The organism is Streptomyces sp. NPDC047085, assembly GCF_040643735.1.
Classification (GTDB): domain Bacteria; phylum Actinomycetota; class Actinomycetes; order Streptomycetales; family Streptomycetaceae; genus Streptomyces.
This window is the reverse complement of the sequence record NZ_JBEYUW010000004.1, coordinates 620,737-644,171: the sequence shown is the minus strand read 5'-3', so window position 1 is coordinate 644,171 and position 23,435 is coordinate 620,737. Positions and strand designations below refer to the sequence as shown.

At 72.9% G+C, this 23,435-nt stretch carries 20 protein-coding genes, 4 tRNA genes, 1 other RNA gene and 1 pseudogene; 10 read left to right on the top strand and 16 right to left on the bottom strand.

Features of this window, described 5'->3' with window-relative positions:
- Positions 1–134 precede the first annotated feature (134 nt).
- The 3 genes from ABZ865_RS18480 to ABZ865_RS18470 form a co-directional block, all read right to left on the bottom strand.
- Positions 135–569: an META domain-containing protein gene (locus tag ABZ865_RS18480; protein WP_361231115.1), complete on the bottom strand. Its 435-nt coding sequence runs from the start codon at positions 567–569 to the stop codon at positions 135–137.
- A gap of 68 nt (positions 570–637) precedes the next feature.
- A complete protein-coding gene (locus ABZ865_RS18475; protein WP_361231113.1) occupies positions 638–1,435 on the bottom strand; it encodes a sterol carrier family protein in 798 nt (265 codons plus the stop codon).
- 10 nt (positions 1,436–1,445) lie between these two features.
- Positions 1,446–1,889, bottom strand: coding sequence for a hypothetical protein (locus tag ABZ865_RS18470; protein ID WP_361231111.1), 444 nt, complete (start codon positions 1,887–1,889; stop codon positions 1,446–1,448).
- A gap of 172 nt (positions 1,890–2,061) precedes the next feature.
- Here ABZ865_RS18470 and ABZ865_RS18465 point away from each other — a divergent pair.
- A pseudogene (locus tag ABZ865_RS18465) lies at positions 2,062–2,508 on the top strand (MFS transporter); the annotation flags it as partial.
- 73 nt (positions 2,509–2,581) lie between these two features.
- Here the strand turns inward: ABZ865_RS18465 and purL are convergent.
- The 3 genes from purL to purS are packed head-to-tail and all read right to left on the bottom strand — an operon-like array spanning position 2,582 to position 5,786.
- Positions 2,582–4,840, bottom strand: coding sequence for a phosphoribosylformylglycinamidine synthase subunit PurL (gene purL, locus ABZ865_RS18460; protein ID WP_361231109.1), 2,259 nt, complete (start codon positions 4,838–4,840; stop codon positions 2,582–2,584).
- Positions 4,837–5,517 carry a phosphoribosylformylglycinamidine synthase subunit PurQ gene (gene purQ / locus ABZ865_RS18455; RefSeq protein WP_361231107.1) on the bottom strand — a complete coding sequence of 227 codons (681 nt, stop codon included), beginning with the start codon at positions 5,515–5,517 and terminating at the stop codon, positions 4,837–4,839. The genes purL and purQ overlap by 4 nt, the downstream gene beginning before the upstream one ends.
- Entirely contained in the window at positions 5,514–5,786 is a 273-nt protein-coding gene (gene purS / locus ABZ865_RS18450) for a phosphoribosylformylglycinamidine synthase subunit PurS (RefSeq protein WP_100827069.1), read from the bottom strand. The genes purQ and purS overlap by 4 nt, the downstream gene beginning before the upstream one ends.
- A gap of 310 nt (positions 5,787–6,096) precedes the next feature.
- Between purS and ABZ865_RS18445 the strand changes: the two genes are divergently transcribed.
- From ABZ865_RS18445 to ABZ865_RS18410, 8 genes are all read left to right on the top strand, one after another.
- Positions 6,097–6,414 (top strand): Lsr2 family protein, encoded by a 318-nt coding sequence (locus tag ABZ865_RS18445; RefSeq protein ID WP_030619653.1) that lies wholly within the window; start codon positions 6,097–6,099, stop codon positions 6,412–6,414.
- 155 nt (positions 6,415–6,569) lie between these two features.
- Positions 6,570–6,641 (top strand) — tRNA-Gly (locus ABZ865_RS18440).
- A gap of 82 nt (positions 6,642–6,723) precedes the next feature.
- Positions 6,724–6,799: transfer RNA gene (locus ABZ865_RS18435), tRNA-Gly, on the top strand.
- 137 nt (positions 6,800–6,936) lie between these two features.
- Entirely contained in the window at positions 6,937–7,875 is a 939-nt protein-coding gene (locus tag ABZ865_RS18430; RefSeq protein WP_361231105.1) for an ABC transporter ATP-binding protein, read from the top strand.
- Positions 7,872–8,651: an ABC transporter permease gene (locus ABZ865_RS18425; RefSeq protein ID WP_361231103.1), complete on the top strand. Its 780-nt coding sequence runs from the start codon at positions 7,872–7,874 to the stop codon at positions 8,649–8,651. The genes ABZ865_RS18430 and ABZ865_RS18425 overlap by 4 nt, the downstream gene beginning before the upstream one ends.
- Positions 8,652–8,663: 12 nt before the next feature.
- Positions 8,664–9,905 carry a histidine kinase gene (locus ABZ865_RS18420; protein ID WP_361231101.1) on the top strand — a complete coding sequence of 414 codons (1,242 nt, stop codon included), beginning with the start codon at positions 8,664–8,666 and terminating at the stop codon, positions 9,903–9,905.
- Positions 9,902–10,516: a response regulator transcription factor gene (locus ABZ865_RS18415; RefSeq protein ID WP_361231099.1), complete on the top strand. Its 615-nt coding sequence runs from the start codon at positions 9,902–9,904 to the stop codon at positions 10,514–10,516. The genes ABZ865_RS18420 and ABZ865_RS18415 overlap by 4 nt, the downstream gene beginning before the upstream one ends.
- Positions 10,517–10,539: 23 nt before the next feature.
- Positions 10,540–10,615: transfer RNA gene (locus ABZ865_RS18410), tRNA-Gly, on the top strand.
- Between the two features lie 78 nt (positions 10,616–10,693).
- Here ABZ865_RS18410 and ABZ865_RS18405 read toward each other — a convergent pair.
- The 6 genes from ABZ865_RS18405 to ffs form a co-directional block, all read right to left on the bottom strand.
- Positions 10,694–11,593 carry a phosphoribosylaminoimidazolesuccinocarboxamide synthase gene (locus ABZ865_RS18405; protein ID WP_361231097.1) on the bottom strand — a complete coding sequence of 300 codons (900 nt, stop codon included), beginning with the start codon at positions 11,591–11,593 and terminating at the stop codon, positions 10,694–10,696.
- A gap of 161 nt (positions 11,594–11,754) precedes the next feature.
- The gene (locus tag ABZ865_RS18400) at positions 11,755–13,254 is read right to left on the bottom strand and encodes a N,N-dimethylformamidase beta subunit family domain-containing protein (RefSeq protein WP_361231095.1); all 1,500 of its coding nucleotides are present in this window, start codon (positions 13,252–13,254) and stop codon (positions 11,755–11,757) included.
- A 316-nt stretch (positions 13,255–13,570) separates the two neighbouring features.
- Positions 13,571–15,382: a hypothetical protein gene (locus ABZ865_RS18395; protein WP_361231093.1), complete on the bottom strand. Its 1,812-nt coding sequence runs from the start codon at positions 15,380–15,382 to the stop codon at positions 13,571–13,573.
- Positions 15,383–15,652: 270 nt separating this feature from the next.
- Positions 15,653–16,912, bottom strand: coding sequence for a phosphoribosylamine--glycine ligase (gene purD, locus ABZ865_RS18390; RefSeq protein WP_361231091.1), 1,260 nt, complete (start codon positions 16,910–16,912; stop codon positions 15,653–15,655).
- Positions 16,913–16,998: 86 nt separating this feature from the next.
- Positions 16,999–19,356, bottom strand: coding sequence for a DNA polymerase III subunit gamma and tau (locus ABZ865_RS18385; RefSeq protein ID WP_361231089.1), 2,358 nt, complete (start codon positions 19,354–19,356; stop codon positions 16,999–17,001).
- Positions 19,357–19,436: 80 nt separating this feature from the next.
- Positions 19,437–19,533, bottom strand: an RNA gene (gene ffs, locus ABZ865_RS18380) — signal recognition particle sRNA small type.
- A gap of 97 nt (positions 19,534–19,630) precedes the next feature.
- Here ffs and ABZ865_RS18375 point away from each other — a divergent pair.
- Positions 19,631–19,718, top strand: a tRNA-Ser gene (locus ABZ865_RS18375).
- A gap of 77 nt (positions 19,719–19,795) precedes the next feature.
- Here the strand turns inward: ABZ865_RS18375 and ABZ865_RS18370 are convergent.
- The 4 genes from ABZ865_RS18370 to ABZ865_RS18355 all read right to left on the bottom strand — a co-directional run bounded on the left by ABZ865_RS18370 (position 19,796) and on the right by ABZ865_RS18355 (position 23,432).
- On the bottom strand, positions 19,796–20,677 hold the full coding sequence (locus ABZ865_RS18370; RefSeq protein WP_361231087.1) for a GNAT family N-acetyltransferase: 882 nt from the start codon (positions 20,675–20,677) through the stop codon (positions 19,796–19,798).
- The gene (locus ABZ865_RS18365) at positions 20,664–21,692 is read right to left on the bottom strand and encodes an RNA polymerase subunit sigma-70 (protein WP_361231085.1); all 1,029 of its coding nucleotides are present in this window, start codon (positions 21,690–21,692) and stop codon (positions 20,664–20,666) included. The genes ABZ865_RS18370 and ABZ865_RS18365 overlap by 14 nt, the downstream gene beginning before the upstream one ends.
- A gap of 71 nt (positions 21,693–21,763) precedes the next feature.
- The gene (locus tag ABZ865_RS18360) at positions 21,764–22,519 is read right to left on the bottom strand and encodes an SDR family oxidoreductase (protein WP_361231083.1); all 756 of its coding nucleotides are present in this window, start codon (positions 22,517–22,519) and stop codon (positions 21,764–21,766) included.
- A 274-nt stretch (positions 22,520–22,793) separates the two neighbouring features.
- Positions 22,794–23,432 (bottom strand): poly-gamma-glutamate hydrolase family protein, encoded by a 639-nt coding sequence (locus tag ABZ865_RS18355; protein WP_361231081.1) that lies wholly within the window; start codon positions 23,430–23,432, stop codon positions 22,794–22,796.
- Positions 23,433–23,435 lie beyond the last annotated feature (3 nt).

Sequence of the window (23,435 nt, the reverse complement as noted above, 5' to 3'; positions counted from 1 at the left end):
TTGCCGATCACCTTGGCGGTTTCCACGTTTCCGCAGGTCAGCGGGTGCGTATCTGCGAAGTGGACGCTCGTGGGGCGCCCTGTGGGGTGCGATTGCGGACTTCTTCGCCGCGTGCATGAGTGAGGTGTCGCACATCAATCGGGGGCGGCGCGGCTCAGCCGCACCCGGTCGCCGTCGCCGTTGGTGAGCGTCAGCCTGCCGTCGTCGGTCCGGGCGGTGAGCGTGCCGGTCGTCAGGGCGCGGGCGAGGGCCCGCTCGAAGGTCATACGGGGCTCGTCGCAGGCCATCCTGGTCGTACGGACGTCACCGAACGTGATCCGGTCGCCGTGCACGGTGGCCCGGGCGCTGAACTGGTTGCAGCCGAGGTTGCCGGCCGCCCTGCCGTCCTCGTCGATGCGCAGGCGCGCGGCGGCGGGCGCGCGCAGGTCACGGCCGGCGGTGGTGAGGCCCTCGACCCGCCAGTCGATCCCGGTCACCGGCTGCTGAACACTCACGGCACCACTCTCCGCCCGCTGGTTGCCACAGGCCAGCGCGAGCGGGACGAGCACGGCGACCATTGCGTGGGTCATGCGCTGCTTGTACCGGTTCATACGGATTCGACGGCCGAGCGGGGCCTCCGGTTCCGCTCGGAGGCGGGTCAGGACATGAGCGGCAGCAGTCCGCCGATGTCCGCCCGCTCCCCGCCGGCGCTGACCTTCGCCTCCTCCAGCGCGTCCTTCCAGGCCAGCCGCCCGGTGGCGAGCCGGATCCAGGTGAGCGGGTCGGTCTCCACGACGTTGGGCGGGGTGCCACGGGTGTGCCGGGGCCCCTCCACGCACTGCACGACGGCGTACGGCGGCACGCGCACCTCGGTGGAGCCGCCGGGCGCCTTCACGGCGAGGGCGTCGGCGAGGAGCCGGGTGGCGGCGGCCAGGGCCTGGCGGTCGTACGGCACCTCAAGGCCGGGCACGGCCGCGTTGAGGTCGTCGGTGTGGACGACGAGTTCGACGGTCCGGGTGACCAGATAGTCGTCCAGGGACATCGCGCCCGCGCTCGTCTGCAGGAGCCGGGTGCCCGGATGTGTGTCGAGCAGCTCGCGCAGGCTGCGGTCGACCTCGGCGAGGTGGGCGTCGAGGTCGGTGTGCTCGGCGGCCATGGTGCGGGTGAACTCGTCGATGGCGGCGGAGTTGACGGCGGTGGCGAAGGGCCACTGAACGACCGTCACGTCCGCCGTGGGCGGGGCCGGCAGGGACAGCGCGCGGTGCACGGCGGTGACCGCCATCCCGATGTGCGCGACCAGTTCCCGCACGGTCCAGTCGCCGAGCCTGGTCGGCAGGGCCAGTTGCTCGGGGCCGAGGCCGCGTACGGCCTCCTGCACGTTTCCGAGCTGGGCGAGGACCGCGGCACGGGTCCTGGCCGGGTCGTAGCTGCGAGCGCGCTTCTTGGCCGGGGGCATGGCGGTGAGCCTATGCCCTGACCGCGTAGTCCTTCAGGCCGTTTTCCACCAGGCCGAACGCGGCCCGGGCCCGCTCGGCGGCGTCGGCGGCGACCTGCTCGGGGGTCTCGCCCGCGGCGAGCCGGCGGTGGTGCTCCTCGATGAGGGCGTCGCGGGCGGCGCTGAGGGAGGCGGCGGCGACCGTGGCCAGCATCCGGTCGCCAGCGTCCCCGGCCAGCAGCTCGGCCAGCTCCCGGGTGCCCTTCTGCGCGGCGAGGAACGCACGCTCCATCAGGACCCGGTGTCTCCTGCACGATCTGGCGCACCTGACGGGCGAACGGCCCGGGGTGAGCCCGACCGAGGGGTCACGGCCGGCCACCATCTCCAGGAACTGCCGGCGTACGGCGTCCACGGCCGACTCGCCCGGCTGCCGCTCGCGCACCGCGCGGGCCGCGTCCCCGAAGTGCTCCTCCATCGGTCCGAAGACCAGGTCCTCCTTGGTGCCGCGGGGGCGCTGCGCTCGCCCGACAGCGAGATCAGTGGGCCCGGCTCAGACTGGGCCAGGCACCGTCAGCTGTCTCACCGGGAAGGACGCAGGTCACCCGACATGCGGCGCCTCCTCTGTTCCGCACCCCGCAACCTGTCTCTTGTCGCCGAACCGTCGGAGACACCCCGCCGCGACCGTCCCGATCGTCCGCGACCTCGACCCCGGGCACGGCATCGACAAGATCCCCTGGCTGGTCAGCGCGTTCTCCCTGGCGTCGGCCGCGATGCTCCCGCTCTACGGCAGGCTCTGCGACGTGCTCGGCGCCAAGCGGGTCTTCCTCGGCGCGCTCGGCGCCTTCCTGACCGGTTCGGCGCTGCGCGGGGCGGCCCCGTCGATCGGCTGGCTGATCGCCTCCCGGGCCGTGCAGGGCCTCGGCGCGGGCGGGCTGATGAGCGTCACGATGGTCGTGATCGCCCAGCTCAAGGGGCCCGGCGAGAAGAAGAACAAGGGCGCGGGCACCGGCGGGATCGTCGCCGGCGGCGGCATGGCCGTGGGGCCGTGGCTCGGCGGCTTCCTCGCCGACCACGCGAGCTGGCGCTGGGCCTTCGAAGGCCCCGCCCGGATCTCGGATCTCCGGGCGGGGCCTTCCGGTCGCTACGACCGCTGACGCCTACGACCGCCTACGCCAGCAGCGCCGGGATCGTGCCCTCGTGGGCCTCGCGCAGCTCGGTCAGGGGGAGGGTGAACTCGCCCTGGACCTCGACGGCGTCGCCGTCCACGACACCGATGCGGGTGGCGGGCAGGCCCCGCGCACCGCACATGTCGTTGAAGCGGACCTCCTCCGAGCGCGGCACGGCGACGACGGCGCGCCCCGCCGACTCGGAGAACAGGAAGGTGAAGGCGTCCAGACCGTCCGGGACGATCAGACGGGCGCCCTTGCCGCCCAGCAGCGCGGACTCGACCACGGCCTGGATCAGACCGCCGTCGGACAGGTCGTGCGCGGAGTCGATCATGCCGTCGCGGGAGGCGGAGATCAGGATCTCGGCCAGCAGCCGCTCACGCTCCAGGTCGACCTTCGGGGGCAGACCGCCGAGGTGGTCGTGGACCACCTGCGACCAGGCCGAACCGCCGAACTCCTCACGCGTGTCGCCGAGGAGGTAGAGCAGCTGGCCCTCCTCCTGGAAGGCGACCGGCGTGCGGCGGGCGACGTCGTCGATGACACCGAGGACGGCGACCACCGGGGTCGGGTGGATGGCCACCTCGCCCGTCTGGTTGTAGAGGGAGACGTTGCCGCCCGTCACCGGGGTGCCGAGCTGCTGGCAGGCGTCCGCCAGACCGCGCACGGCCTCCGCGAACTGCCACATCACCGCCGGGTCCTCGGGCGAGCCGAAGTTCAGGCAGTCCGACACCGCGAGCGGCTTGGCGCCCGTGGTCGCCACGTTCCGGTAGGCCTCGGCCAGGGCCAGCTGGGCGCCCGCGTACGGGTCCAGCTTGGCGTAGCGGCCGTTGCCGTCCGTCGCGATGGCGACGCCGAGGCCGGTCTCCTCGTCGACGCGGATCATGCCGGAGTCCTCGGGCTGGGCGAGGACGGTGTTGCCCTGCACGAAGTGGTCGTACTGCGAGGTGATCCACTTCTTGGAGGCCTGGTTCGGGGAGGCCACCAGCTTCCGGACCTGGTCCTTCAGCTCCTCCGAAGTCGTCGGCCGGGGCAGCTTGTTCGCGTCGTCCGCCTGGAGCGCGTCCTGCCAGTCGGGGCGGGCGTAGGGGCGCTCGTAGACCGGGCCCTCGTGCGCGACCGTGCGCGGGTTGACGTCCACGATCTTCTCGCCGTGCCAGAAGATCTCCAGCCGGTCGCCGTCCGTCACCTCACCGATGACCGTGGCGATGACGTCCCACTTCTCGCAGATCTCCAGGAAGCGGTCGACCTTCTCCGGCTCGACCACCGCGCACATGCGTTCCTGCGACTCGCTCATGAGGATCTCCTCGGGCGAGAGCGTGGAGTCGCGCAGCGGTACGTCGTCCAGGGTGACGCGCATGCCGCCGGAGCCGTTGGAGGCCAGCTCCGAGGTGGCGCAGGACAGGCCGGCCGCACCCAGGTCCTGGATGCCGACGACCAGCTTCTCCTGGAAGGCCTCCAGGGTGCACTCGATGAGGAGCTTCTCCTGGAAGGGGTCGCCGACCTGCACCGCGGGGCGCTTCGACGGCTTGGCGTCGTCGAAGGTCTCGGAGGCGAGGATCGACGCGCCGCCGATGCCGTCGCCGCCGGTCCGGGCGCCGTACAGGATGACCTTGTTGCCCGCGCCGGAGGCCTTGGCGAGGTGGATGTCCTCGTGCCTCATCACGCCGATGGCGCCGGCGTTGACCAGCGGGTTGCCCTGGTAGCAGGCGTCGAAGACGACCTCGCCGCCGATGTTGGGCAGGCCCAGGCAGTTGCCGTAGCCGCCGATGCCGGCGACCACGCCGGGCAGGACGCGCTTGGTGTCGGGGTGGTCGGCCGCGCCGAAGCGCAGCGGGTCCACGACCGCCACCGGGCGGGCGCCCATCGCGATGATGTCGCGGACGATGCCGCCGACACCCGTGGCCGCGCCCTGGTAGGGCTCGACGTACGACGGGTGGTTGTGCGACTCGACCTTGAAGGTGACCGCGTAACCCTGACCGACGTCCACCACGCCGGCGTTCTCGCCGATGCCGACGAGCATGGCGTCCGACTGGGGCGCCTTCTCGCCGAACTGGCGCAGGTGGACCTTGGAGGACTTGTACGAGCAGTGCTCGGACCACATGACCGAGTACATGGCGAGTTCGGCGCCGGTCGGGCGGCGGCCGAGGATCTCGACGACGCGCTCGTACTCGTCCTTCTTCAGGCCGAGTTCGGCCCAGGGCAGCTCGACGTCGGGGGTCGCGGCCGCGTGCTCGACCGTGTCCAGAGGCGTCCGGCTCATGCGTTGACCAGCTTCTTGAGGATCGAGGTGAAGAACGGGAGGCCGTCGGTACGGCCCGTACCGATCAGCGGCTCGACGGCGTGCTCGGGGTGCGGCATGAGGCCGACGACGTTCCCGGCCTCGTTGGTGATGCCGGCGATGTCGTTGAGCGAGCCGTTGGGGTTGAAGTCCAGGTACCGGAAGACGACCCGGCCCTCGGCCTCCAGCTTGTCCAGCGTGTACGCGTCGGCGACGTACCGGCCGTCCATGTTCTTCAGCGGAATGTGGATCTCCTGGCCCTGGCGGTAGTCGCCGGTCCAGGAGGTCTCCGCGTTCTCCACCCGCAGCTTCTGGTCGCGGCAGATGAAGTGGAGGTGGTCGTTGCCGAGCATGCCGCCCGGGAGGAGGTGGGCCTCGGTGAGGACCTGGAAGCCGTTGCAGATGCCGAGGACCGGAAGGCCGGCCTTCGCCTGCTCGATGACCGTCTCCATCACCGGCGAGAACCGGGAGATGGCCCCGGCCCGCAGATAGTCGCCGTAGGAGAAACCGCCGGGCAGCACCACGGCGTCGACCTGCTTGAGGTCCTTGTCCTTGTGCCACAGGGCGACGGGTTCGGCGCCCGCGAGGCGGATCGCGCGCTGGGTGTCCCGGTCGTCGAGACTGCCCGGGAAAGTGACGACGCCAATACGAGCGGTCACTTGGCCGCCTCCGCGACTTCCGCGGTCTCTTCCACCTTGACGGTGAAGTCCTCGATCACGGTGTTGGCGAGGAAGGATTCCGCAAGATCGTGGATGCGGGCGAGCACGGCCTCGTCGACCGGCCCGTCAACTTCCAGTTCGAAACGCTTTCCCTGGCGGACGTCCGAGATCCCTTCGAAACCCAGACGCGGCAGCGCACGCTGGACCGCCTGGCCCTGGGGGTCGAGGATCTCCGGCTTGAGCATGACGTCGACTACGACGCGTGCCACTGGCACTCCCGGTGTGTGGTGCTGAGCAGGTTCCTTCAGACTACCCGCACAAAATTTCTACGCGAGTAGAGTTGTAGGAAACTACGTGAGCCGCGTCACGATCGGGTGTCGAACACCGACCACCGTGAAAAGTTCTGGGAAAGTTCTACGGTCCGCCCGCGACACCTATTGCCCCCGGACACGCGGATGGATTTAGTCGGGCTTCACATTGCATTGCCGGGCACTGTACAAATGAATTGGCAATAGCCGATACTCGGCACGTCATCGCCGTTGAGCTGTATCGACGTGCCGCACGAAGGGACCGATATTCGTGGCGCAAAAGGTCGTGGTCACTCTCTTTGACGACATCGACGGCTCGGAAGCGGCGGAAACGATCGCCTTCGGACTCGACGGCAAGTCGTACGAGATCGACCTGAACGAAACCAACGCCAAGAAACTGCGCAAGGCGCTCGCGCCCTACGTGGAGGCCGGCCGCAAGCGGTCGCGGTCCGGCAAGGCGTACAAGCAGACCGAGGTCGCACCCGACCCGGCGGCCGTCCGCGCCTGGGCCCAGGCGAACAAGATGGACGTCCCCGCGCGCGGACGGATCCCCAAGAAGGTCTACGAGGCGTTCACCGCCGCCCAGTGAGCCCGCGAAGGGGCAGCCCCTCAGGGTCCGTCAGCGGGCCCTGGGGGCCGTTCACTTGGCCTCGGGGGAACCGACTTGCGCTACCCCCCCGCCGATCAGCTAATGTCTGGGACACGCCGAGGGGCGAGGCCGGAAGGCCGAATCCCACGGACCGTGCGGGTGTAGTTCAGTAGCAGAACATCCCCCTTCCAGGGGGAAGGCGCAGTGTGCAATTCCTGTCACCCGCTCTGGCACCGGTCGTCACGACCACTCCTGTGGATCAGGTAGGCTGGTGCTCGCACCGATCGGTGGGAGCCGGTCGGGAGCAGTGCGGACGTAGCTCAGTTGGTAGAGCGCAACCTTGCCAAGGTTGAGGTCGCGAGTTCGAGCCTCGTCGTCCGCTCCAGGAAAGCCCCGGTCATCGACCGGGGTTTTTTCGTTCCCACACACCGCCGCCGCGCACCGCACACCGCTGACATTTGTCATGCCGAGTGATGACACCGCGCACTGCCGACCATGCCCGGCCGGCGGAACGCTGAAGGCATGGACATCAGCGAACACGAGCACGTGATCGAGGTCACCGACCTCCGGCGTGTCTACGGGGGCGGGTTCGAGGCCGTACGCGGAATCACCTTCTCCGTGGCGCGCGGCGAGATCTTCGCGCTGCTGGGCACCAACGGCGCCGGAAAGACATCGACGGTCGAACTGCTGGAAGGGCTCGCCGCACCGGCCGGGGGCCGGGTCCGGGTCCTCGGCCACGACCCCTACCGCGAGCGGGCCGCCGTACGCCCTCGCACCGGGGTCATGCTCCAGGAGGGCGGCTTCCCCTCCGACCTGACCGTCGGCGAGACCGCCCGGATGTGGGCCGGCTGCACCACTGGCGCCCGGCCCGAGTCGGAGGTGCTCGGACTGGTCGGGCTGGCCCAGAAGACCGGCGTGCGGGTCAAGCAGCTGTCCGGGGGCGAGCGGCGGCGGCTGGACCTGGCGCTCGCCCTGCTCGGCGACCCCGAGGTGCTCTTCCTGGACGAGCCCACGACCGGGCTGGACGCCGAAGGCCGCCGGGACACCTGGGAGTTGGTGCGCGCGCTGCGCGAGGAGGGCACGACCGTGCTGCTCACCACGCACTACCTGGAGGAGGCGGAGGGCCTCGCCGACCGGCTCGCGATCCTGCACGAGGGGCGCGTCGCCGCCTCCGGAACCCCGGCCGAGGTCACCGCGGGCCGCCCCTCCCGGATCTCCTTCGAACTGCCCGAGGGCTACTTCCTCGGCGATCTGCCCCCGCTGGCCGACCTTGGCGTCTGCGGGCACGAGATCGCCGGGCGGGTCGTCCGGCTGCGCACCCGGGAACTGCAGCGGACCGCCACCGGGGTGCTGGTCTGGGCCGGGCGGGCCGGGGTGGAGCTGCGCGGCCTCGACGTGCGCTCGGCCTCGCTGGAGGAGGCGTTCCTCGGGATCGCGCGGGAGCAGGAGGTCATGGCATGAGCAGCCACGCATGGGCACCGGCCGGCCGCAGGCTGCGCGCGCTGGGCCGCGCCGAACTCGCCCTCCTCGGCCGCAACCGCGGGGCCGTCTTCACCGCGCTGGTCGTGCCGCTCACCCTGCCCTTCACCGTGCGCCCGGCCCTCGACCAGCTGGACCTGGAGAAGCAGGGGCTGACCCTCGGCACCACCCTGCTGACGGCCGCGGTCGGCTTCTCCCTCCTGTTCGCCGTCTACACCTCCCTGGTCGGCGCCTACGTCGCCCGCCGCGAGGAACTCGTCCTCAAGCGGCTGCGCACCGGCGAACTCTCCGACGCCGAGATCCTCACCGGCACCGCCCTGCCCGCGACCGGCATCGGCCTCGCCCAGGCGCTGCTGCTGTCCGTCGGCTGCTCGGTGCTGCTGCACACCGGCGCGCCCAGGGCGCCGTACCTGACGCTGCTGGGGCTCGCGGCGGGGCTCGTGATCAGCGCCGCGCTGGCCGCGCTCACCGCCTCCTTCACCCGGAGCGTGGAGAGCGCCCAGGTGACCGCGCTGCCGATGGTCTTCCTCTCCATGATCGGCTCCGGGATCACCGTCCCCACCGAGGTCCTGCCCGACCGGCTCGCCTCCGTCTGCGCGCTCCTGCCGCTGTCCCCGGCGATCCGGCTGGTCCGCGGCGGCTGGACCGGCCACCTGAGCGCGTACGAGGCGCTCGGCGCGACGGCTACCGCGCTGGCCTGGGCGGTCGTGGCGGTGTTTGCTGTACGGCGGTGGTTCCGCTGGGAACCGCGGCGGTAGGACAGGGGGCTCATGCTGAGGCGGATCCGGCGGCTGCAGCAGCGGCACTGGCGGGAGCGGAGCAAGGCCGAGCGGGTCGAGCTGCAGAGCGTCGTCACCTGGTACCTCACTACCTGGTTCTTCTCGCTGAGCTGGCTGCTACTGCCTCTGGTGGGCGGGCTCGCCCGCCGGCCGGTGCCGCTCGTGCTCGGCGGGCTGCTGCTCGTCGTGGCCGTCCTCCAGTGCGCGGACGCGAACCGGCTCACCCGGCCCGTGCTCGACCACTACCTCGGGCGGGCCGAGCTGCCGCCGCGGGCGCTGCGCGGTTCCGCCGTCCTGCTGGGCCTGGCGCTCGCCCTGATCGTTGCGCTGGCCGCGCTGGACGGGGCGGACGGGGTGACGAGCCGGTTCGCGATCGGCGCCTCACTGCTGCCGTTCGGGCTGCTGTACGGGCTCGTGGTGCCGATCCCGGTGTTCCTGCGCCGGTCCGGGGCCGTCGCGGTGGTGCTGATGGCCGCGCTCGGGCTCGCCGACGCGGACGGCACCGGCATCCTCATGACCGGCGTCGTGACCGCCTTCGGCACGCTCTTCGCGCTGATCGCCTGCCGCTGCGGCGCCTGGACCCTGGCCGTGCTCTGGGAGGCGGAGCGGGCCCGCGAGGTACAGGCCCGGCTCGCCGTCGCCGAGGAGCGGCTGCGGTTCGGGCGCGATCTGCACGATGTGCTGGGGCGCAACCTCTCCGTCATCTCCCTGAAGGCCGAGCTGGCCGTGCAACTGGCCCGGCGGGGGCGGCCGGAGGCCGTGGAGCAGATGATCGAGGTGCAGCGCATCGCGCAGGAGTCGCAGCGCGAGGTGCGCGAGGTCGTACGCGGCTACCGGGAGGCCGACCTGGTGGTCGAACTCGCCGGCGCCCAGGGCGTGTTGTCGGCCGCCGGGATCGACTGCCAGGTCCGCGCCGAGGCCGACGGGCTGCCCGCCGGGGTGCAGGCCGCGCTCGGCTGGGTGGTGCGCGAGGCGGCCACCAACGTGCTGCGGCACGGGGACGCGGCACGGTGCTCCGTGGGGCTGCGGGTGCGGGAGGGCCGGGTGGTGCTGACGGTGGAGAACGACGGGGCCGCGGGCGACGGCGGCAGTGGCGGCTCGGGGCTCGCGGGGCTGCGCGAGCGGCTGGCCGCCGTGAACGGAACCCTCGATGCGGGGCTCGTCGGCAGGGACCGGTTCCGGCTGGTGGCCGAGGTGCCCCTGAGTCAGGAAGTGAGTGAGGTCACCTCATGAGCAGCCCGGTACGGCTGTTGCTCGCCGACGACGAGCACCTGATCCGGGGCGCGCTGGCCGCCCTGCTCGCCCTGGAGGACGACCTGCTCGTCGTCGCGGAGGCGGCGAGCGGGCCCGAGGCGCTGGCGATGGCACGCGCGCACGAACCCGATGTGGCCGTCCTCGATCTCCAGATGCCGGGCGCCGACGGTGTGAGGGTCGCCACATCCCTGCGCACGGAACTGCCCGGCTGCCAGGTGCTGATCGTCACCGGTCACGGGCGGCCCGGGCACCTGAAGCGGGCGCTCGCGGCCGGTGTGCGGGGGTTCGTCCCGAAGACGGTCAGCGCCCAGCGGCTCGCCGAGATCATCCGGACCGTGCACGCGGGAAACCGTTACGTCGACCCGGAGTTGGCCGCCGACGCGATCGCCGCCGGGGACTCCCCGCTGACCGCGCGGGAGGCCGAGGTGCTGGAGCTGGCGGCCGACGGCGCGCCGGTCGCGGAGATCGCCGAGCGGGCCGCGCTGTCGCCGGGGACCGTGCGGAACTACCTGTCCTCGGCGGTCACGAAGCTCGGCGCGGAGAACCGGCATGCGGCGGTGCGTCTCGCACGCGAGCGAGGTTGGGTATAGTTGCTCTCGCGCCACGGCGCAATGCGGACGTAGCTCAGTTGGTAGAGCGCAACCTTGCCAAGGTTGAGGTCGCGAGTTCGAGCCTCGTCGTCCGCTCCATACGAAAAGGCCCCCGGTTCCCGCCGGGGGCCTTTCGCGTGGCGGGAAGCCCCCCGGTTCTCACCAGGGGGCCCGGTGTCACGACCAGCTCGTGCCCGTGAGGCGCTCGTACGCCTCCACGTACTTGGCCCGGGTCGCGTCCACGACCTCCGGGGGCAGCGGCGGCGGGGGCTGCTCGCTCTTGCGGTCCCAGCCGGACTCGGCCGAGGTCAGCCAGTCACGGACGAACTGCTTGTCGTACGACGGCTGGGCGCGGCCCGGCTGCCACTGATCGGCCGGCCAGAAGCGGGAGGAGTCCGGGGTGAGGACCTCGTCGGCGAGGACGAGGGTGTCGCCGACGAAGCCGAACTCGAACTTGGTGTCGGCCAGGATGATCCCCCGGTCCCGGGCGATGTCCCGGGCGCGGGAGTACACGGCGAGGGTGGCCTGGCGCAGCTGGGCGGCGGTCTCGGCGCCGACCTGGCGGGCGACCTCCTCGTAGGAGACGTTCTCGTCGTGCTCGCCGACCTCGGCCTTGGTGGCCGGGGTGAAGATCGGGCCGGGCAGCTCGGAGCCGTCGACCAGGCCCTCGGGGAGGGCGAGGCCGCACACGGTCCGGGACTCGTTGTACTCGGCCAGGCCCGAGCCGGTGAGGTAGCCGCGGGCCACGCACTCGACCGGGACCATCTTCAGGGACTTGCAGATCAGCGTGCGGCCCGCCCAGTCGGCGGGGGCGCCCTCGGGCAGCTCGGTGCTGATGACGTGGTTGGGGGCCAGGTCCCGCAGCTGGTCGAACCACCACAGGGAGAGCTGGGTGAGGACGCGGCCCTTGTCGGGGATCTCGGTGGGCAGCACCCAGTCGTAGGCGGACATGCGGTCGCTGGCGACCATCACGAGGTCGCCCGCCTCGTTCTGGTACAGCTCGCGCACCTTTCCGGTGTGCAGATGCACCAGGCCCGGAACCTGAATCGGCTCGGGCTTTTCTACGAATCCGGACACGGTTCCTCCCCGTGGTTCTGTCCAAGTGCCTCGATTCTCCCTTATCGGGGCGATCGGTTTCGGCCAGGGGTCGGTCGTGGTCCGTCGGGGCGGCGGTCGGCCGTGGTCGTTCGACGGTCGATCGGCGGTCGGTCGGCGGTCGGTCGGCGGTCGGTCGGCGGTCAGTCCCGTTTGCAGATGCGGTCCAGGAGGTTCGCCGTGGCCCGCTGGATCCGGGCGTCCACATGGCCGGGGCGGTCCAGGGACGGCGACCAGGCGAAGGTGCCGGAGGCGAACACCCAGGCGCCGGAGGGCGCGCGGTACAGGGAGGTCTCCTGGTGGCGCAGGACGCCGTCGTTGTCGGTGTAGGGGGAGTGCGCGAGCAGGATGCGCTCCTCGTGGTCGGGGAGCGCGGTGCGCGGGAAGTAACGGTCGGCCTCGCCGGCGACCAGGCCGTCGATCTCGTCGCCCTCCCGCGCGCCCGTCGCGTCCCACAGCCAGTGACCGGCGTTGCGGACGATCAGCGGATGCGGCTCGGGCACCCGGCCCGCGTACTGGATGCCGACCAGCTGCTGCTCGGGGCGGTCGATCTCGCGCCACAGCACCGGCCGCCCGGGGCCCTTGCGCTTGCGGCAGGTCAGCAGCCGGTCGGGCACCCCGGACGGGGAGGGGCCCAACTCCACCTGCCAGTACATGGTGTTGGCGGAGAGGAAGACCAGCGAGGTGCCCCGGTCGCGGGCGTCCTCGACGGCCCGGCGCATCGGCACCGACCAGTACTCGTCGTGGCCGGGGAAGACCAGGCCCCGGTAGCGGCTCGGGTCGACGCGGCCGGCGTGCAGGTCGCGGGCGTCGGCGTAGGCGAGGTCGTAGCCGTAGCGCTCGGCCCAGCGGATGAAGTCGTAGGCGTGGCCGACGTGCAGGGGCAGGCCGGCACCCGCGTACGGGCGGTCGAAGGAGACGGTGGTGGCCGCGTCCGCCTCGCCGAGCAGGCGGCCCTGGGCGTCCCAGGCGTGGTAGAGGCTGGCGCCGGTGCGGCCGTCCTCCGGGTAGAGGTTGTACGCCTGCCAGGTGATGTCCGGCAGCAGCAGGAGCAGATCGGCGGGGCGGTTGTCGCGGACCGTGAAGGGCACGTGGGAGCGGTAGCCGTCGGCGGTGGTGAGGACGGCCACGTAGGCGCCGATGCTCCAGGAGGAGGGCACCTGGAGGCGCCAGGACAGCCACCAGTGGTGACAGGAGACCGTGCGGTCGGCGGCCAGCGGCGGGGGCTGGACGATGCCGGAGAGCCGGGGACTGGTGGTGATCTTGGAGGCGCCGTCGCCGCCGTAGTGGCCGATCCGGTAGATGTCCACGCTGAACTGCTGGGGCGGGTCGACCGTGATGTGGAAGTCGATCGCCTCGCCGGGCGCGACCGCGCCGGTGGAGGTGAAGCCCTTGATCTGACGGTGCACGTCGTCGGCGGAGCGGGGGCCGGGGCCCGCCGCGCGCGGTGCGGGGACGCGTGCCGCCGTGCCGGTGTGCGTGTGCTGCCGGGTGGCGTCGACGTACCAGGGCACGACCTGGCCGGTGTCGTCGAAGTAGGTCTCGCTGCCGCGCAGCCAGGGGACCGGGCCCTGGCCGAAGGGGTCGGTGACGGCGTGCGCGAGTGCTCCGGACTCCCAGCGGCGGATGTGGTCCGAGGCCATGGCCGTTCCCCTCCCTCGTGCCCCCGTCGTGTGTGTCGGTGGTGCTCGTGTGTGTCGGTGGTGCGTCGGTGTGGTGCGTCGTTGCGGTGGCGCTCCCGTCGGGTAGCGCTGCCGTGCGGTGGCGCTTCCGTGTGCTGATGCTCGGACGCGCTGTCGTATGTCGCGTGCCCTTGCCATGTGCGTGGTCGGTCCCAGCACATCACATAACGCACGGGCTCGGTCACTATTCGTTGCGAATTGACCTGAAGTGGATGAGGCAACTCCGGTACGGCACCGGCGCGGGCCGGCCGTCGGGACCACGCGTCCATCCCGGCCGTCAGACCAGTCGGACCGGCTTCTCCGGGCGTATCCCGGATGCGGCCAGCCATGCGCGCAGCGGACCCGGGTCTCCCTCCTCGATCAGGCTGAGCACCTTCGGCGCGAGGTCGGCGGCCCGTTCGCCGCCCAGCAGCAGGGAGGGCCCGTCGAGCCAGTCCAGGCCGGGGACTGCGCCGGCCGTGTCGACGGCGGAACAGCACACCATCGCGGTGACATGGTCGGCGAGCAGGTCCCGCCCGGTACGGGGAGGCTGCAGCGGGAACAGCGGGAGAGCGCCGTCGTCCCACAGCGCGCTGTCGTGGCCGGGTGCGGTCGCGCCCTTCGGGGCCGACACCTCCTCCCGGGCCAGCTCGGCACTGAGGCCGGCGGCCAGGGCGGCACTGCGCTCGGTGGCGGGGTCGGTGTCGTCGGTGTCGTCGGTCTCGTCGGCCGGTTCCGCCCCGGCTCGGCCGTCGGCGGCCTGCCGGGTCTCCCGCAGGACTTCCGGTACGACGGTTTCCGGTACGGCGGTGTCCGGGCCCGGCTCGGCGAGGTGGTCCAGGACCCGGGCGAGGGTGGCGCCGCCGGGGTTGGCGGCCGTGGGGTCGAGGGAGGGGCGGACGCCGAGGGCGTCGAGGACGCGGTGGAGGCGGGCCGCGTCGGCGCGCCAGGTCCGGTCGACGACCTCCTCCGGATACGCCTGCCAGTCCACCGGCGACCACTCCGGGCCGGACTCGGCGGGGCCGCCGTGGAAGAGGCGGGCGGCGAGCAGGGAGGCGGCCTCGTCCACCGCGCCGGGCTCCTCCAGCAGGTCGCAGGCGGGGCGTTCGCCGAGGCGGGAGGCGAAGCCCTCGGCCAGGCGGTCGCGGCGGGACAGCTCGGTCAGCGCGGCCACCACGCCCGCGTCCAGCCGGGAGGGCCAGCGGCCCATCCGCCAGGCGGGCAGCGCCACCTTGGTCAGCAGCCGGTCCCAGCCCGCGTAGGCGAGGCCGACCTGCTCCTGGGCGACGATCCGCAGGCCGTAGTCCACCGCCTGCGCGCGCTCGGCGGCCGCCGCCGCGACCCCGCGCTCCATCAGGGCGGCGTGCTCCCGGCAGCCGCGCAGCAGCAGCCGAGCCACCCAGCCCAGCGCCCCGCACAGGCCCCGGATCAGCGGGCAGCGGCCCGGTGTGGCGGCGACGGCCACCGCGGCGTCGAGCCCGCGCACGAAGCGGCGGGCGGCCGCTATGTCAGGGTGCGCGGAGGGTCCCGTACCGGCGATGACCGGGGCGAGGACCGCGCGCAGCTCGCCGACCCGCATCCACCACAGGAACGGGGAGCCGATGACGAGGACCGGCGCGGTGACGGCGCGGCGGTGGGAGGGGTGGCCGGACACCGGGCCCGCCATCTCGTCGCGGGCTCGCGGCGGGGGTGGGCCGTGGGCCGGGTGGGTGCGGTCCTCCAGCCAGCTGTCGCAGTCCGGGGTGAGCGCTATGGCCGAGGGCGCGGGGACGTCCAGGCGGTCGGCGAGGTCGCGCACCAGCCGGTACAGGTCGGGGGCGGACTTCTCCGGGACCGGGACCGTGGGGGTCATGGCGGGGCGCGCGCGGGACACCACCGCGGCGATGGCGGCGGCGACCAGCAGCACGAGCACGGCGAGCACGCCCACGATCCAGCGGGCGGTGTCCCAGCCCGGACCGACGAAATGGCCCGTGGAACCACCGGTCAGCAGGATCACCTCGGCGGCCGCGGGCAGCAGGGCCACGCCCAGCGCCCGGCCCCGGACACGCAGCACGGCCAGAGCCCGGGATCGCGCTGCCTGCGCGCCCGTTTCCGCACCGATTCCGGTCATGACCGGACCTCACCCCCTCCCTGCCGGTCCCGCGCTGTCCTGGCGTTGTCCACTCCCCCACTGTGGCACCCGCCACCGACATCGCAATGCCGGTGGGCCAAGTGCCGGAATGCACGCGCCGCACCCTAGTTGGGGCCTCGGCCCACGTCAGCCGGATAGAGGATTGCTCACCCGATGGAATGGCTTTGGTCAGAGGTGCATGACAGACAGCAACGATCAGGCCCCGGATCGGGATCGATCCGGGGCCTGGGTGGGGACGGGGTCCGGTGCTTACGCCCGTGCGGCCTCGGCTGCCTTCGCCGCGATGTCCGTGCGGTGCTGGGAGCCGTCGAGGCCGATGCGGGTCACCGCCCGGTACGCCCGCTCCCGGGCCTCGGCCAGGTCCTCGCCGGTGGCTGTGACGGACAGCACGCGGCCGCCCGCGCTGACGATCGCGTCGCCCTCCCGCCTGGTCCCGGCGTGCAGGACGTAAGCGTGCGGGGCGTCCTTCGCGGCCACCTCGTCCAGACCGGTGATCGGGTCGCCGGTGCGCGGGGTGCCGGGGTAGTTGTGCGAGGCGACGACCACGGTGACGGCCGCGTCCCCGCTCCACCGCAGGGGCTCCAGGACGTCGAGGGTGCCGGTCGCGGCGGCGTGCAGGACGCCGGCCAGCGGGGTCTTCAGCCGGGCCAGCACGACCTGGGTCTCCGGGTCGCCGAAGCGGGCGTTGAACTCGATGACCCGGACACCGCGCGAGGTGATGGCGAGACCGGCGTACAGAAGCCCGGAGAAGGGGGTGCCGCGCCGGCGCATCTCGTCGACGGTCGGCTGCAGCACCGTGCGCAGCACCTCGTCGACCAGCTCCGGGTCGGCCCACGGCAGCGGGGAGTACGCGCCCATGCCGCCTGTGTTCGGGCCCTCGTCGCCGTCCAGGGCGCGCTTGAAGTCCTGGGCGGGCTGGAGCGGTACGACCGTCTGCCCGTCGGTGATGGCGAAGAGCGAGACCTCGGGGCCGTCGAGGAACTCCTCGATGACGACCCGCTCGCACGCCGCCGCGTGCGCCTTGGCGGCCTCCACGTCGTCCGTGACGACGACGCCCTTCCCGGCGGCCAGCCCGTCGTCCTTGACGACATAGGGGGCGCCGAAGGCGTCGAGGGCGTCGGCGACCTCGGCGGCCGTGGTGCAGACGTACGACCGCGCGGTCGGCACCCCGGCCGCCGCCATGACGTCCTTGGCGAAGGCCTTGGACCCTTCCAGCTGCGCGGCTTCCCCGGAGGGGCCGAACACCGGGATGCCCGCCTCGCGCACGGCGTCGGCCACACCGGCCACCAGCGGGGCCTCCGGGCCGACGACGACGAGGTCGGCACCGAGGTCGCCGGCCAGCGCGGCCACGGCCTTGCCGTCGAGCGCGTCGACCTGGTGCAGCTCGGCGACCTCGGCGATGCCGGCGTTGCCGGGAGCGCAGTACAGCGCGGTGACGTCGGGGTCGAGGGACAGGGAGCGGCACAGGGCGTGTTCGCGGGCGCCGCTGCCGATGACGAGGACCTTCACGGGGTCAGCCTAATGGCAAGGTCGCCGAACCCTGGGAGCCGGGGAAGCTGTACGTTCCTACGAACGCGGGTCACTCGTTGGAGAACTCACTCGTTGGAGAACTCCTCGACCACCGTCGCCCCCAGTTCCCGCACGATCAGTTCGTGGCCGGAGAGGGCCGACTCGTCGAGGTCGGGGTCGTCGTCCTCGGGGATGTCGTCCTCGGGGGCGACGGGGACCGGCTCCGGAGCCGCCGCGCGCCCCGGAGCCGGGGTGGCCGGTGCCGGGGCCGCCGGGCCGCCGCCCTGAGGGGCGCCGGGCGCCGGGGTGGACGGCTGGACCGGGGCGGGGCGAGGCGCGGCCGGGGCGCCGTGGCCACCGGCGGCGGGCGCGCTGCCGTAGGACGCGCCGCCGCCCCCGCCGTAGCCCGGCGCGCCACCGGACGGCGGGGGTGCGGAGCCGCCCGAGGGATCGACGATCGCGTCGATCTTCCACTGCACGTTGAACTGCTCGGCCAGCGCCTGCCGCAGCACGTCCTCGCTGCCGCTGCTCGCGAAGTTGTCGCGAGCGCCGGCGTTGACGAAGCCGAGCTGGAGGGTCGTGCCGTCGAAGCCGGTCACCTGGGCGTTCTGGCTGAGCAGGATCCAGGTGAAGCGGCGGCGGTTCTTGACGGCCTCCAGGATGTTCGGCCAGAGCATGCGGGGGTCCAGGCCACCGGCGGGGGCGCCCTGAGCCGGAGCCTGGGCCGGGGGTGCGGCCGGGGCAGGGCTCTGGGGTGCGGCGGCGGGCGCCGTGGGCCGGGTCTGCGTCTGGGGCTGGGGCTGGTGAGTGGGCTGGGCCGGGGCCTGGCCCTGCCCCGAGCCCGCCTGAGCGGCCGTGGGCCAGCCACCGGGCCGCCGCCCGCCGCCCGCGGGAGCGGCGGTGGGCCAGGCCCCGGGAGCGGAGGCGGCTGCGGGAGCGGACGGGGCGGAGGGGGCGGGTGCTGCCGGAGCAGGGGGCGCCGCGGCCGGGGCGGGTGCGGGAGCCGGGGGCGGGGCAGGCGTCGTAGGAGCCGCAGCCGCAGCCGCAGCCGCAGGACCGGCAGGACCACCAGGGCCGGCAGGCCCGCCGGCGGCCACCGGTGCCGCCGCGCCCGAAGCCCGTACGGCCGCGCGTGCCGCGGCGGGACCGCCGCCGGGCGGTACGGGCGCACCGCCCTCGGCGCCACCCGGGACCATGCCCATGGGGGCGCCCGTGGGGGCACCCATGTGGGCCTCCGGGCCCGGGACGTACCCCATGGCGGGGGCGCCGGCGCCGGCCGAGAAGTTCACGCCGCGCTCCAGGCGGTCGAGACGGGCCATGACGGACCGCGTGTCGCCGTAGGCGGCGGGGAGCAGGACGCGGGCGCAGATGAGCTCCAGCTGGAGGCGGGGCGAGGTGGCGCCGCGCATCTCGGTGAGGCCCTCGTTGACGAGGTCGGCGGCGCGGCTCAGCTCGGCGGCGCCGAAGGTGGAGGCCTGGGCCCCCATGCGCTCCAGGACGTCGGCGGGGGCGTCGATGAGCCCCTTGTCGACGGCGTCCGGGACGGCGGCGAGGATCACCAGGTCGCGCAGCCGCTCCAGCAGGTCGGCGACGAACCGGCGGGGATCGTTGCCCCCCTCGATGACGCGGTCGACGACCTCGAAGGCGGCGGCGCCGTCACCGGTGGCGAAGGACTCGACGACGGAGTCGAGGAGGGAGCCGTCGGTGTAGCCGAGGAGGGAGGTGGCCATGGCATACGTCACACCCTCCGCCCCGGCGCCGGCGAGCAGCTGGTCCATGACGGACATGGAGTCACGCACGGAACCGGCGCCGGCCCGCACCACCAGCGGCAGCACGCCGTCCTCGACGGGGATGTCCTCCTTCTGGCACACCTCGGCGAGGTAGTCGCGCAGGGTCCCGGGAGGCACGAGCCGGAACGGGTAGTGATGGGTCCGCGACCGGATGGTCCCGATGACCTTCTCGGGCTCGGTGGTGGCGAAGATGAACTTGAGGTGCTCCGGGGGCTCCTCGACGACCTTCAGCAGGGCGTTGAAGCCGGCCGACGTGACCATGTGGGCCTCGTCGATGATGTAGATCTTGTAGCGGCTGCTCGCGGGACCGAAGAAGGCCTTCTCGCGCAGCTCACGGGCGTCGTCCACACCACCGTGAGAGGCCGCGTCGATCTCGATGACGTCGATGGAGCCCGGGCCGTTGCGCGCGAGGTCCTGGCAGGACTGGCACTCCCCGCACGGGGTCGGGGTGGGACCTTGCTCACAGTTCAGGCAGCGGGCCAGGATGCGCGCGCTGGTCGTCTTGCCACATCCGCGCGGCCCGCTGAACAGGTACGCGTGATTGACCCGGTTGTTCCGCAGCGCCTGCTGCAGCGGGTCGGTGACATGCTCCTGCCCGATGACCTCGGCAAAGGTCTCCGGGCGATAGCGGCGGTACAGCGCGAGAGACGACACGCATACGAGGTTATAGGCGCCCACCGACAACCAACCCCGCCGAAGGCTCCCCGCCCGGCGGCGCGGACCCGCCCCGGCAACGCAAGGGCCCCCCACGCACCCGCCAGAGCCGACCTACCCTTGCTGCCTTCCGGCCCTGGGGGAGTTCAGTCAGATAGCGCCGCGTGAGGGGCTGCGCTCCACACTACCCGATCGCGGCCTGCGGTCAGTACCCGATGCGGGCCTGCGGGAACGAGTTCGCGAGCACTCCCCTCGGTCATGTAATGTTTCCGGCGGAGGATTCGCCTAGAGGCCTAGGGCGCACGCTTGGAAAGCGTGTTGGGGGCAACCCCTCACGAGTTCGAATCTCGTATCCTCCGCCAGCTCAGAGGGCCGGACCGCGAAAGTGGTCCGGCCCTCTGGCGTTCGTCCCGTCATGTGGCTGACCTGCCTGGCCGGCCTACGGTGTGCCGTCGCCCGCCTGGGCGAAGTCGTACACGGCCCAGTCGGCGAGCCGGACGTATCCGAGGCGCTGGTAGAGGGCGTTGCTGGTGGGGTTGGAGAGGTCCGCGAACAGGACGACGTCCCGCGCGCCGGCGGCCAGCGCGGCGCGGCTCACGTCCGCCGTCACGGCGCCCGCGTAGCCGCGACCGCGCAGGTGGGCCGGGGTGTAGACGATGTCCACCTGGATCTGGCCGCCGATCAGCGGGTTCATGCCCGCGATGGAGACGGGGGTGCCGTCCGGGGTCTCCCAGAGCGTGTAGCGCTTGTCGGCGAAGCGGGTGCCGGCCCACGTGCCGGCGTCGATGGAGACGTCTTCCCCGACGGCCCTGGCGAACTCGCCGCACCAGAACATGACGTCTTCGAGGTCCTGCTCCCCCAGGACACGGCCGCGGCCCGGCGGCATCGGCCGCGGTGGGGCGAGCGCGCCGAGGCGGTACAGGCGGAGCCGTGTGTCGCGGAGCTTCGGCGTCGCCCCGGTGTGCCGCTGCCAGGCCTCGGCGAAAGCGGTGGCCGTGCCGTGGTCCGCGCTGACGCGGGAGAGGGAGTGCCCGAGGGCGACGAGGGGGGCGGCGAGGGAGTCGGCCTGCTCGGGCGTGAGCGGGGAGAGGCCGAGACCGCGGGGCGGGAGGCGGTAGAAGGTGGCGTGGATCTCGCCCGCCCGCTCCAGCACACCGAAGACGGGTGCTTCGGTGCCGAACGCCTCCGCTCCACGTGCTCGCACCCTCTCGGCCCACGTCAGCTGCATGACGTGCGGGCCGGGCCGCGAGCGCAGGAAGTCTCCGGCGCGGGCGAGGAATTCGTCGACGTCTCCGGTGAGGTGCCAGTCATCCGGTCGCATGCCTCATGGTCCCCGATGTACCCGGCTCGGGGGAGCATGTGCCCGGAGCCGAGCCGTCGCCACGACGGACCGCGGAGGCGAACGTCGGGACCAGGCTCGGGTCGTTGAACGCGGTGATGCGGGCGATGCGGGCGCCGGTCAGGGTCAGGACGTGGACGCCGTAGGGCTCGTACCGGCCGTCGCCCGCGTGCCGGTGGACGACGAGGGCGGGCTGGCCGTTGGCGCGGGTGGGTGTGAGCCGCCACAGGCCGCCGCGCAGCACCCGGCCGGCCAGGAAGCCGGTGACGGCGCCGCGGCCGGTGAACCAGGTCGGGGTGGGCGGCATCTCCAGTTCCACATCGAGCCGCAGCAGCTCCACCAGCGCGTCGGGGTCGGCCCGGGTGAACGCGTCGACGTAGCGGTCGAGGAGGGTGCGCCTGGTCTCCTCGTCCGGCTCGGTCAGGCCGTCCTCGACCGGACCGGCTTCGGCCAGGCGGGCCCGGGCGCGGCGGAGCGCGCTGTCGACGGCCGCGACCGTCGTGTCCAGCATCCCGGCCACCTCGGCCGTGCGGAATCCGAGCACGTCGCGCAGCGTGAGCACGGCCCGCTGCCGGGCGGAGAGGAACTGGAGCGCGGCGATGAAGGCGAGCCGCACTCCCGTCCGACCGGCCACGACCGCTGCCGGGTCGCCGGCGCCGAAGAGGGCGTCCGGCGCCGGCTGGAGCCATGCCACCGACGGCTCGCGGGGGGCCACGGCCACCCGGTGATCGTCCTCGGGTGCGCCCAGCCCCGACGGCAGGGGGCGCCGGGAGCGCGTCTCCAGCGCCGTCAGGCAGGCCATGGTGGCGATCTTGTACAGCCAGCGCCGCACCGAGGAGCGGCCCTCGAACCCGTCGTACGCGCGCCACGCGCGCAGGTAGGTCTCCTGCACCAGGTCCTCGGCGTCGTGGATCGAGCCGAGCATCCGGTAGCAGTGCGCGAGCAGCTCCGGCCGGAACGGCTCGGTCGAGGCGGCGAACTGGGCGTCTGACGGCATCACGGTCACTCCCCGGATTCCGGCGCGGTCCACGGTGGTTCCGGTGCGGTCCACCGTAGGGGTGGACGAGGTCAGTCGATCGGCTGCAGGCCGGAGCCGGTGCCTTGGTACTCCGGGGCGCTGTCCGGGTCCGCGGCGACCTCCACGACGGCCTTGGCGAACTGCGCCGGGGTGAGGATCGGCTGCCGGCCCGCCACGAAGGTGTCCCGGTCGACGCCCAGGCGCTCGGCGTAGCCGGCGATCGCGGCCGAGCCGATACCCGTGCCCGGGGTCATCTGCGGCAGCAGCGTGACGAACCGGAGGCCCAGCCCGGCCCGCTCCGACTCGCCGGCGGCGTAGCCGCGCAGGTAGCGGACGGCGGCCTTGGCACTGGCGTAGCCGCCGCTGAGCGGCGAGCCGCCCAGGACGGCTCCGCTGGACAGCGAGACGACCACGCTGCCCGGCGCCAGGGGCGCACGCAGCGCCGCCCGGGTCCAGGCGAAGACGTGCCGGGTGTCGACGTGCCAGTGCCGGCTGAAGGTCTCCCAGGTCTGCTCGTGCACGGGTGCCATGTGCGGCAGGGCCCCGGCGTTGAGGACGAGCAGGGTGGGACCGTGCTCACGGATCACGTCCTGCGCGAGCGTTTCGTCGGTGGCGTCGGCGGCGACAGGCGTGAAGCGGTCGCCGAGTTCGTCGCGTACGGCGCGCAGCTCCCGCTCGTCGCGGGCGATGCCGATGACGCGGGTGCCCCCGGCGACGAGCGCGGCGGCGATCGCCCGCCCGAATCCGCGGCCGGCGCCGGTGACGACGGCGGTCGGGAACTGTGCTGTCCGGAACTGCTCGGGCATCGGGCTCTCCTCGGTGACTGGTCCTGGTGCGGTCGGCATAAGGACCAGCCACCGGAGGAGAAACCGTCGCCCCACCCACCCTCTCGCGCGTGACGTAGGTCACATCAGCTGGTGAAGACGGGGAATGGGATCGGCCGGTCAGGGGGCCGGGTGGGGGTGGCCGAGGTAGGGGAAGTCGGGCAGCAGGTCGGTGTGCGGGCCGATGTGGTCGTCCGTGATCCTGCCGCCGGAGACCATGGCGAGCCGGGCCGAGCTGACGTCGTCGGTGACGGCCTCAGAGGAACACGGCGCTCCCGTCGGTGCCCGGCGACAGCCGTCGGACGGCGGTGGTGAGCGCGGCCGTCACCGTGGGCGGTGGGACATCGGGGGCTCCCGGGGCGGACAGGGACCCCTGGGTACGGGCGGTCAGCGGGAGTTCGACCTGGACACCGCCCGCCGCGGCGAGGTTCACCGGGTTACGGGGGTGGAGGCCGCGCAGTCCCGACGGGATGTCCGCCAGGGCCGTCACGGTGTCGAAGCCCGGGGCCAGCCGGGTGAGGGCCTGCTGGAGGGTGCGGGCGGCCTCGCGGTTGGTTCCGCCCAGGAAGATCGAACGGGAGGCCGCGCCCCTGAAGTGGCCGTGCAGGGAGACCGTCAGGGTCACATGGGCCAGGAAGTCGCGCAGGGTCGCGCAGTGGGGCACGGACATCCGGTGGGAGGGGATGTGCACCGGGTCGCCGACGGGCTGGGTGAAGACCAGACAGCTGGCGCCGGTGCGGGCCGCGACCTCGTACGCCAGCTCCGCCGTACCGCCCTCCACGCTTCCGTGCAGGGCCAGCAGGCCGATGTCCGACCCGGTCGTCAGGGTGGCGAGGAACTCCACGCCCTCGATCTCCACCCGCTCCTCGGTCCGCTCCGCCACCGGCTCGTCCACGTG

Excerpts from the sequence above, each read along its gene's own strand:
- ABZ865_RS18480 (WP_361231115.1), bottom strand. The coding sequence starts at position 569 with ATGACCCACGCAATGGTCGCCGTGCTCGTCCCGCTCGCGCTGGCCTGT.
- ABZ865_RS18475 (WP_361231113.1), bottom strand. The coding sequence starts at position 1,435 with ATGCCCCCGGCCAAGAAGCGCGCTCGCAGCTACGACCCGGCCAGGACC.
- ABZ865_RS18470 (WP_361231111.1), bottom strand. The coding sequence starts at position 1,889 with ATGGAGGAGCACTTCGGGGACGCGGCCCGCGCGGTGCGCGAGCGGCAG.
- purL (WP_361231109.1), bottom strand. The coding sequence starts at position 4,840 with ATGAGCCGGACGCCTCTGGACACGGTCGAGCACGCGGCCGCGACCCCC.
- ABZ865_RS18430 (WP_361231105.1), top strand. The coding sequence starts at position 6,937 with ATGGACATCAGCGAACACGAGCACGTGATCGAGGTCACCGACCTCCGG.
- ABZ865_RS18425 (WP_361231103.1), top strand. The coding sequence starts at position 7,872 with ATGAGCAGCCACGCATGGGCACCGGCCGGCCGCAGGCTGCGCGCGCTG.
- ABZ865_RS18420 (WP_361231101.1), top strand. The coding sequence starts at position 8,664 with ATGCTGAGGCGGATCCGGCGGCTGCAGCAGCGGCACTGGCGGGAGCGG.
- ABZ865_RS18415 (WP_361231099.1), top strand. The coding sequence starts at position 9,902 with ATGAGCAGCCCGGTACGGCTGTTGCTCGCCGACGACGAGCACCTGATC.
- ABZ865_RS18400 (WP_361231095.1), bottom strand. The coding sequence starts at position 13,254 with ATGGCCTCGGACCACATCCGCCGCTGGGAGTCCGGAGCACTCGCGCAC.
- ABZ865_RS18395 (WP_361231093.1), bottom strand. The coding sequence starts at position 15,382 with ATGACCGGAATCGGTGCGGAAACGGGCGCGCAGGCAGCGCGATCCCGG.
- ABZ865_RS18370 (WP_361231087.1), bottom strand. The coding sequence starts at position 20,677 with ATGCGACCGGATGACTGGCACCTCACCGGAGACGTCGACGAATTCCTC.
- ABZ865_RS18365 (WP_361231085.1), bottom strand. The coding sequence starts at position 21,692 with ATGCCGTCAGACGCCCAGTTCGCCGCCTCGACCGAGCCGTTCCGGCCG.
- ABZ865_RS18360 (WP_361231083.1), bottom strand. The coding sequence starts at position 22,519 with ATGCCCGAGCAGTTCCGGACAGCACAGTTCCCGACCGCCGTCGTCACC.